We start from the raw sequence: 9364 nt of genomic DNA on the forward strand, positions 1-9364 counted from the left end.
GAAAGGTTGTTCATGCACTTCAGCGCTGAACCTGGTCTTCAAGCTTCATGGTCAAGGCCAGGTTGCTGCCCATCTGGATCGCCTGATCACGCCAATCCTTGTAGCGGGCAACGTTGCGGCTGCTGAAATGCACCGCCAGCTCTTCTGCTGCCTGCATCACCCCGGCGGCCGCCGCCAGCTCCAGCCAGTACAGGGCGGCCTTGATATCGGCCTCGACATACAGCCCATGCAAGAAACGATGGCCGACCTCGAACCGACAGCGCGCCTCGCCCAGTTTGGCCCCGCGCATGAACCAGCGCAGCGCCTCGACCGGGTCAACCATCCATTCCTGCTCAGCGTCGCAGACTTCCTCTTCGAACAGGTCGCCCAACGCTGCAGCAGCGTGCAGCAGGCCGCCCTCGAATGCCTGGCGATAGCATTCGGCGGCTTGCTCGTAACACACCGCCACGCCTTTGCCGAAGTAGTGCTGCTGGCCAAGATTGAACCAGGCGGCAGCATTGCCCTGCAGCGCGGCCATGCGCAGCAGATGCCCAGCCAGGACCGTATCTGCCAGCCAGTACTTGCCGTTGAGCCAGATCCAGCCAAGGTCGTTCAGTGCAGCGATGTTGCCCGCCAGCGCGAGCCGGCGCAGGTCGGCATACACCGCCTGCAGGTCGACGGCTTCATCCAGGCGATTGACCAGGCCAGGGCGTTCGCCTAACTGCCCACAGTGGCTGGGTAGGCCGACACCGGTGAACAGATGCTGACGCTGGCGTGGAGGAATCGGCACAGGGATTATCCGCGCCGGTAAAAGACGCGCGAGCAGCGAATGGATATTGCTGGCAGCAGACATGTTCATCCTCATTGAACGCTTCACAACCCAACCACAGCCGTGGTGAGGCGTGATTCTGCGGCATGCTACGACGAAACCTGTCGCGAACGATTCGAACCCAGGCAACCAAATGCAGGTTCATTGATCTGAGCGAGGTGTGGCTAATTGCCATGCGCGCCCTGTGCCGCCATTCTGGTGCGGCAAGCCTAGACAAGGACGTTAACCTTTGCCCTTCGCCACTACTCGCGCCACCCTCAGCCGTCAATGGGCCCTGCTGCGTCAGCTGCCCAGCCGCTCGCCCGGCATTACCAGCGCCGAGTTGGTCTGGGGGTTGCGTGACGTCGGCTTTATCGTCAGCAAACGCACGGTCGAGCGCGATCTCAACGAGCTTGCGTTGATCTTCCCGCTTGAGCGCAACGACAAGAGCATCCCGTTTGGCTGGCACTGGTCAGCGGCAGCGGTGAGCGAGCTGCGCGGCAATTTCGACTTGCAGGCGTACCTGCGCGGGGATGCACTGCAGCCGGTGCAGGGTGATGGCATTGAGCTGCAGGCGTGGATCAGCGATCTGCTCGCCCGGCAGTTGCGTGACGCGCCATTGACCCCGGACATGCAGTTGACCGCGCTGGAGCACGGCCACCGCCTGCGCGCGACGGTCAGCGACGGTTGGCCGCTGCGCTGGTGGCTGTTGAGCCAGGGCGACAGCCTGGTGGTAGAGCTGCCACAGTCACTGCGTGAGGAAATCGGGCGTACCTTGAGCAGCGCCGCAGCTCAGTATCAGGACTGAGTCACAGCACCCGGTGGCCCTCAGCGTTGCATCCCCCAGCGACGCACCGTAGCGCGCTCCAGCGTATTGAACACCAGCCCCTCGACCAGCAAGCCGATCAAGATCACCACCGCCAGCCCGGCAAACACCTTGTCGGTGTACAGCTCGTTGCGGTTCTGAAAGATATACCAACCCAATCCGCCCTTGCCGCTGCTGGCGCCGAATACCAGCTCGGAAGCGATCAGCGTGCGCCAGGCGAACGCCCAGCCAATCTTCAAGCCAGACAGGATCGACGGCAGCGCGGCGGGCACGAGGATGTGCACGACCAGGCGCAGGCCGCGCAGGCCGTAGTTGCGCCCGGCCATGCGCAAGGTTTCGGACACGCCCATGAAGCCTGCGTAGGTATTGAGTGCCAGTGCCCACAGCACCGAGTGCACCAGCACGAAGATCAGGCTGTTGTCGCCCAGGCCGAACCACAGCAAGGCCAATGGCAACAGAGCGATTGCCGGCAGCGGGTTGAACATCGAGGTCAGGCTGCTGAGCAGGTCGCGGCCAAACTGGGTCGATACGGCGAGGCTGGTCAGGCCGAAGGCCAGCACGATGCCCAGCAGATAGCCCTTGAGCAGCACCACCAACGAGACGCCGACCTTTTCCGGCAGTTCGCCGCTGAGCAGTGAGTCCCACAGTGCCGCTGCCGTCTGCAGGAAGCTGGGCAGCAGCAGGTCGTTGTCGGTATAGCGGGCAGCCAGCTCCCAGGCGACTGCCAGCACCAGCAGAATCACTGTCTTGCGCAGCCAGCCTTGCTGCCACAAGCGTTGGCTTAACGGCAACTGCCTTTGCAGCGGCACACTGAGCAAAGGCTGCAGCTGCACTTCATATTCCTGGCGAACAGGTGTCGTGGTCATGTCCTGTTTCCCCTCAGTAGGCGATGCGAATGTCGTTGAAGCCCAGCTCAGCGCTGTGTTCAGGTTCTGATGCCTCGTCGAACAGCAGCCGGTGAATACGCCTGGCACTGGCCTGGAAGTCGCTGGCGCCCAGGCTGCCCAGGTCATACTGGTGGCTGTGCACCTCAGCGCGAACGCGCCCTGGATGCGGCGACAGCAACAAGATACGGTTGCCGACGATCAGTGCTTCTTCGATTGAATGGGTGACGAACAACAGGGTAAAACGCACCTCCTCCCACAGCAGCAACAGTTCTTCCTGCATCTTGCGCCGGGTCAGGGCATCGAGTGCAGCGAACGGCTCGTCCATCAACAGGATCTTCGGCTGGGTCGCCAGCGCACGGGCAATCGCCACCCGCGCTTTCATGCCTCCCGAGAGTGTGTGCGGGTAGGCATCGGCAAACGCAGCCAGGCCAACTTTGTCCAGGTAATGCAAAGCCCGCTGCTCGGCCTCGTTGCGTTTGAGCTGGCCGGACACCAGCAGCGGGAATAAGACGTTCTGCTTCACCGTCTTCCAGGGTGGCAGTTGGTCAAACTCCTGAAACACCACGATGCGATCAGGGGCTGGGCCACGCACGGCTTCGCCCTGCAGACGGATCTGCCCTTCGCTGGGCTCGATGAAACCGGCAACTGCCTTGAGCAAGGTCGACTTGCCGCAGCCGGACGGCCCGAGCAGAACGAAACGATCCGCGTGGTCGACCTCGAAACTGACCTGATGAGTGGCGCGCACCACTTGCTGCGCGGTGCGGTATTCAAGGCTCACGTTATCCACAGCCAGCAATGCCGGCGTAGCGACCTGGCTCAGCTTGCTGGCCGCGTGGCCTGGCAATGGGGCAGTCATCGGCGATTAGCTCCCCTGCAGAGGACGCTCGTCCTCGAAGAAATAGTCCTGCCACGATGCGGGCTTGTTCTTGATCGCGCCGACCCGGTAAAGGAATTCGGCCAACGGGTAGGTGTTTTTCGGCGTGATGGTGAATTCGTACTGCGGGTTGTCGATCAGCCGGATCAGCGCGTCGCGATCGATCTTGGCCTTGGTCACGCGGATATAGGTATCGGCTGCGGCAGCCTTGTCGTGCTGAGCAAAGTCGGCGGCTTCAGCCAGTGCGGCGACAAAGGCTTTGTAGGTTTTCGGGTTGTCGTTGCGGAATTTTTCGGTGGCAAACAGCAGGGTCGGCGAGTTGGGCCCAAGCAGGTCATAACTGTTGAGCACAATATGCACGTTCTTGTTGGCCAGCACCTGATCCTGGAAGGGTGGGTTGGAGAAATGGCCGTTGAGTTCGGTGCCGCCAGCCAGCAGGGCTGCGGTGGCATCCGGATGCGGCACCGCGAGAGTGTATTTGTCTAGGCGGTTGTATTGCTTGTCACCCCACTGCTTGGCGGCGGCGTACTGGAGAAAACGCGACTGCACCGAGACGCCCACGGCAGGTACGGCAATGCGGTCTTTCTCGGACAGGTCGGCAATGGTTTTCACATTCGGGTTGCTGCTGACCAGGTAGTACGGGAAGTTGCCCAGCGAGGCCACAGCCTTGACGTTCTGCCGGCCTTTGGTTCGGTCCCAGACCGTCAGCAGTGGGCCGACGCCGGCGCCGGCGATATCCACCGAGCCGGACAACAAGGCGTCGTTGATGGCCGCGCCACCGGATAGCTGCGCCCAGTCGACCTTGATGTCGAGGCCTTCCTGCTTGCCGTGTTTTTCAATCAACTGCTGGTCACGCACGACGTTGAGCAGCAGGTAGACGATGCCGAACTGCTCGGCGATGCGGATCTTGCCTTCGGCATGTGCTGCGACGGGTGCTGCAAGGGTGCCGACGGCCAGGGTCGCGCCCAGGGTGATGCTCGCCGCCAGGCGGCTGATGGATTTGCGCATGGTGAGTTCTCTCGGTCGTCAGAACGGGGCATCGCCCTGGATGGTGGTGCGGAAAAGTTTGCGCCGCAGGTGAGCCGGGCAGCCGGCGGCCAGGTGGATCAGCGAGCGGTTGTCCCAGAACACCAGGTCATGCGGCTGCCATTGGTGGCGATAGATGTTCTGTTCAAGAACACTCAGGGCGTACAGCTGCTGCAGCACATCACGGCTCTCGTCTGCCGGCAGGCCAACGATACGGGTGGTGAAGCCTTCGCTGACGAACAGTGCCTTGCGGTGGTTTTCCGGATGGGTACGCACGACCGGGTGGATCACTTCCTGAACCTGCGCGAGCTGCTCGGCAGTCAGGGTCGGGCGCCAGTTGCCTTCGAACTTGGTCTCGGCATAGCGCGCTGTATACGAATGCGCGGCATCGCGGCCGGCGATGACCTTGCGCAGGGCATCGGGCACGGCGTCCCAGGCTTTGTGCATATCAGCGAACAGGGTATCGCCGCCCTCACTGGGCAACTCCTGGGCGTGCAGCATCGAACCCAGGCTGGGCAGTTCTTTGTAGGAAAGATCGGAGTGCCAGAATTTACCCGCATCGCCCAAACCAACGTTCTGGCCGTTTTCGATAATGTTGGAAACGATCAGGATTTCTGGATGACCCGCCAGCAGGAACTGTTTGAGCACATGGATCTGCAGCTCGCCGAAGCGTCGGCTGAACGCAATCTGTTGTTCGGGGGCGATGCGCTGGTCACGAAACACCAGCACGTGATGGTCGAGGTGAGCGCGATGGATACGCTGGAAGTCTTCGCTGTTGACCGGTTGAGCCAGGTTCAGGCCGATGATTTCGGCACCGACTGCGCCGGCAAATGGACGAACCTCGAAGGATTGCGAAGGTGCGCTGTCGTTGCTCGACAAGGCGCTGGAGACGGCTGGCATGTGTCACTCCCACATAGTGCGCGATGCAAAAGGCGCGCAACGATCAGAAACGCACGGGGGACTCCCGTGTGGATTCACATCGTGCGGCGCGCCGATTGGTCGGCAGGTACGCAGTGGAGTGACTATAAAGTCATAAGAACGATAGTTTAAATACCGTTAGTGCATATACATATGAACGGCTGATCAGATCAAACCGCCTTCAGGCTCTTCTTCGATCAGGTTGCTCAACCCACCCAAGGCACGCCGCGCGCTAGAGCGGCTGAGCAGCTTGGCCTGAGCTCCGGCCGGCAGGTCGGTAATGCTCAACACGCCTTTGTTGGTCAGCACTTCGATCAAGTCTTCGAGCACCCGGATCATGTCCAGATCGCTCTGTTTGAGCTGGTTGAGGCTGTTGCCAATAACATCGTCAGCCAGCCAATGCAGGACCTCGACGTGGTCACCCGGGAGGGTTTCGGTATGGCCTTCAAAAGCATTGGCGTCGACCCGCGACAGGCGGCCATCGGCGTCGCGCTGCACGTAATACAGGCTGTGATCCGTTGTCACGGTGAATCCTTCTGGTTGCAATGGGGGCAGGATAACGCTTGAGCTGGCCCAACACGACTCCGGCCTCGTTGCAGGCAAGCTGCGACGAGGCCGGAATTGAATCAGTGCACAACGTCAGCAGCAGTTGCCTGCTGCTGGCGGGTGAACATCAGCCGTTGTGGTTGTCGACCTTGATCAACGGATCGGCACCGCTGATCAACGAGTTGATGGAGCTGTTCGACCAGTTGACGCCCTGCACGGTGATAGTGGTATCGACGTGATTGGTGCCATCTTGAACGTTGAGCTTGCCATCGCTGCTGATCTGCAGAACGGTGTCACCTTGCACGGTGGTCATCTTCAGATAGTTGTCGATGGTGCTGCCCTTCTCGCCCTGAAGCAGTTCGCTGAGGTCGATACGGTCGCCTTCGGACGCCTTGAAGTCGGTGATCACATCGTTGCCGGTGTGGCCCGCTTTCCAGACGAACAGGTCGGCACCGCTGCCGCCGGTGAGGATGTCGTTGCCCTTGCCGCCGATCAGTGTGTCGTTGCCGGCACCGCCGAAGATGTTGTCGTTACCGTCGCCGCCGATCAGCAGGTCATTGCCGCTGGTCCACGCCGGTGCCGCCACGCCATCTGCGCCTGGGCCGGTACCTTGAATGGTCACGTACAGGTGCGCGGTGTCGGTATCGCCGTCCGGCTGGGTCAGTTTGTAATCGAATTGATCCATGTGGCCGACGCCGTCCTTGCTCGCAGTCGGGGTGTAGGTGTACGAGCCATCCTTACCGATCACCAGGCTGCCGTACTGACCGTTGACGGTGGTGCCGCCAGTCGGTACATCGACCCAGGCGCCGTTGACCTTGATTGCCAGGGTCGAGACTTCGCCGTCAGTGCCCCACACGTCGTTGCCAGCCACAGTGCCGGTGACAGGGGTGGCAGTCCACTCGACCACAGGGGCGCCAGGTACGGTGACTTTGAAGTCGTCGAAGCTGACGGAGGCGTTGCCCGTGTAGACGCTGCTGGTGTCGTCATGCACGGTCAGCTGCACGCGGTACTGGGCGTTCGCTTCCAGCGCATCGGTGGTGATGGTGGAGGTGCCATTAGCGATCGAGCCACCACCGGCCACGGTCCAGTTGACACCATCGGTGCTCTTGAACAGCGTCCAGGCTGCAGTGTCTTTCTCGGTAGAGAACCAGTAGTTCACCGTCGAAAGGGAAGCTACCGCCTTGAACGACATCGTCTCGCCGCCCACCGCTTTGTACAGCGGGGTCAGGATCGAGGCATCGCCGCTGTTATTACCGTTGCGATCCGTCAGTACGAGGGTCGGATTGCTGCCGCTGCTGACACTGGCATCCGCCGTGGTGCCGACCACCGAGCTCACCTGCCAGCGGCCGGTGTCGGCTGCCGGGTTAGGCGCGTCGCGATCAATTGCGTTCTCGAACTTCCACTGGTTCTTCTCGCCACTGGTGAAGCTGGCCAGCGTGACGTCGGTTGCCGCGCCCATGACTGTTTTCGAGGTCAGGGTGGCGGTCACGTCGTCATTGGCAGCGATTGGGTCGCTACGGTCGTTGACGGTCAGGGTCAGCGACGAAGAGGCCGTATTACCAGCAGCATCCTTGACGGTGAAATTGACCACTGCCGACAGCGAATTGGCCGTGTCGAAGTTGTCCTTGCCGGAGAAGGTGTAGCTGCCGTCGGCCTTGATCACCACCTTGCCGACATTGCCCAGGTCGAGGGTCTTGGAGTCGGTGGCGCTGGTGAACGAGTAGGTAACGCCGTTGTACTGCACCGACGCCAGTTTCCAGCCGTTGCTGGCCCAGCCAGCGGTACCGCTGGTGGCGTTGTCGGTGACGTTACCGGACACCGCGCTGCCGCCAACGCTACCTACCAGCGCCTGAGTCAGGGCGCTGAGCGAGGTGTCGACGACCAGGACGTGGTTGTCGTTGGCGCCTTGTGTGATGGAACCTACGGTTTCGCCCGGCTTCCAGCCGATTGGCTCCAGGTAGTTCTTGTCAGTGTTGCTCAGGCCGCCGAAGCCAACAGCATAGGAATCATTGAAGTTCTTCTGGTTCAGGAAGTTGATCCAGTTGCTTTCATTCGCGCCCTGACCGCTGGTCGGCTCACCGTCGGACATGAAGATGTTGACCAGCTTGCTGCCGCCTGCTGGTGGTGCCTGATAGTTGCCGATCACTGTGTTCAGCGCAGCATTGTAGTTGGTGGTGCCGTTGGCTTTGAGTGCGTCAATCGCGGCATAGGCATCATCCAGGTTGGTGAACCAACCCCCATCCTTGCCGGAGCTATGGAAGGAGGCGCTGCCGCTGAACGATACGATGAACACCGAATGCACGGTGCCGGAATCGAACAGGTTCTTCACCGCTTCCTTGAGCATCTGCAGGCGCGAGGTATATGGCCCGCTACCATCTGGATCGCTACCGCCATTGCCGTTGCCCGCCGGCCCCATGCTGCCCGAACGGTCGATGACCAACACCACATCAGCGCCGCCTGCGGTGCCGCTCTCGATGATCGAAGCACTGCCAGGCGCGGTGATGACCGGGCCTTTGTCGTTGTCGATGATGGTGCCGGTGGCGACGTTCTGGCTACCCACGGCGAGGTTCTCGAACACCTGATTGGTGTCGTTGACCTGCTTGATGGTGGCGGTCAGGGTCTCGCTGCTTTCGATCTTGGTGTCGTCGAAGGTCTTGACGTTGAACTCGACGCTGCTCTTGCCGCCACTTATGGTCACGCTGGTTGGCAGCGTGCCTTCAATGTCGCTGGCATCAGCATTGCCGGACCATTCCAGGTTGACCGAAACCGACTTGCCGGTTGGCACACTAATGGAGTTGCCCGACTTGTCGACCAGCTCGACCTTGTAGGTGAGGTTGCCGCCTTCGTTGACCGAACCGGTACCGACCATGCTGATCTTGGCGTAGACGGTATCGATGGTGTCGGCGATATCGGCAATCGCGGTTGCGCCGGTTTCGATCTTCTCGTAGTTACCGCCAGTGCCGCTGACCACAGTCGCGACCAGCTTGCTGGCGTCCTTGAACACGTCTTCGGTGTTCGGGTTAGGTACGCTCAGCGTGCCCTGGCCTTGGCTGTTGATCGAGACGTTGTAGTTGCTGGCGCCGACTTTGACGACCAGTACCACTGGGTCGCTGCCAGCCTGCGGCGGCTTGCTCATCTGGAAGTTGAAGATGACGTTGGCGTCGGCTTCAGTCGCAGCTTGCGGCGTGATGGTTACGCTGACCGGGGTTTCGGTGTCAGCGATTTGTGCGGTGCCAGTCGCGCCGGTTTCGATCTTCTCGAAGTTACCGCCGGTGCCGCCTGTGACAGTCGCGACCAACTCGCTAGCGTCTTTGTACACGTCTTCGCTGTTCGGGTTAGGGACCTGGATCGAGCCCTTGCCGTTGCTGTCGATGTTGACGGTGTAGTCGGTGCTGCCGATGCGCACGTTCAGTACGACTGGCGCGCTGCCGGCCTGAGGCTTGTCGCTCAGCTCGAAGTTGAAGGTGACTTTGGCATCAGCCTCGGTGGCCGGAACGCCG

The 9364-nt window shown here is 61.1% G+C and carries 8 protein-coding genes; 1 reads left to right on the top strand and 7 read right to left on the bottom strand.

Annotated features, from left to right (window positions below; all coding sequences use genetic code 11):
- Window positions 1–19 precede the first annotated feature (19 nt).
- Window positions 20–832, bottom strand: coding sequence for a tetratricopeptide repeat protein (locus ACQZ2L_RS23040; RefSeq protein WP_430328003.1), 813 nt, complete (start codon window positions 830–832; stop codon window positions 20–22).
- A 205-nt stretch (window positions 833–1037) separates the two neighbouring features.
- Between ACQZ2L_RS23040 and ACQZ2L_RS23045 the strand changes: the two genes are divergently transcribed.
- Complete coding sequence (locus ACQZ2L_RS23045; protein ID WP_101322654.1) at window positions 1038–1595, top strand: WYL domain-containing protein; 558 nt, start codon at window positions 1038–1040, stop codon at window positions 1593–1595.
- A gap of 20 nt (window positions 1596–1615) precedes the next feature.
- On the opposite strand, the gene ACQZ2L_RS23050 is transcribed toward ACQZ2L_RS23045, so the two are convergent.
- The 6 genes from ACQZ2L_RS23050 to ACQZ2L_RS23075 all read right to left on the bottom strand — a co-directional run.
- Window positions 1616–2479 (bottom strand): ABC transporter permease, encoded by an 864-nt coding sequence (locus ACQZ2L_RS23050; RefSeq protein WP_430328004.1) that lies wholly within the window; start codon window positions 2477–2479, stop codon window positions 1616–1618.
- 13 nt (window positions 2480–2492) lie between these two features.
- Window positions 2493–3356 carry an ABC transporter ATP-binding protein gene (locus ACQZ2L_RS23055; protein WP_430328005.1) on the bottom strand — a complete coding sequence of 288 codons (864 nt, stop codon included), beginning with the start codon at window positions 3354–3356 and terminating at the stop codon, window positions 2493–2495.
- Window positions 3357–3362: 6 nt separating this feature from the next.
- Window positions 3363–4382, bottom strand: a complete 1020-nt coding sequence (locus ACQZ2L_RS23060; protein WP_430328006.1) for an ABC transporter substrate-binding protein — start codon at window positions 4380–4382, stop codon at window positions 3363–3365.
- Between the two features lie 18 nt (window positions 4383–4400).
- Window positions 4401–5300, bottom strand: a complete 900-nt coding sequence (locus tag ACQZ2L_RS23065; RefSeq protein WP_430328007.1) for a TauD/TfdA dioxygenase family protein — start codon at window positions 5298–5300, stop codon at window positions 4401–4403.
- Window positions 5301–5483: 183 nt separating this feature from the next.
- Window positions 5484–5825, bottom strand: coding sequence for a tryptophan synthase subunit beta (locus tag ACQZ2L_RS23070; RefSeq protein ID WP_430328009.1), 342 nt, complete (start codon window positions 5823–5825; stop codon window positions 5484–5486).
- Between the two features lie 166 nt (window positions 5826–5991).
- A partial coding sequence (locus tag ACQZ2L_RS23075; protein WP_430328008.1) for a type I secretion C-terminal target domain-containing protein occupies window positions 5992–9364 on the bottom strand: 3373 nt, incomplete at its 5' end.

The organism is Pseudomonas shirazensis (assembly GCF_050496565.1).
GTDB lineage: Bacteria > Pseudomonadota > Gammaproteobacteria > Pseudomonadales > Pseudomonadaceae > Aquipseudomonas > Aquipseudomonas shirazensis_A.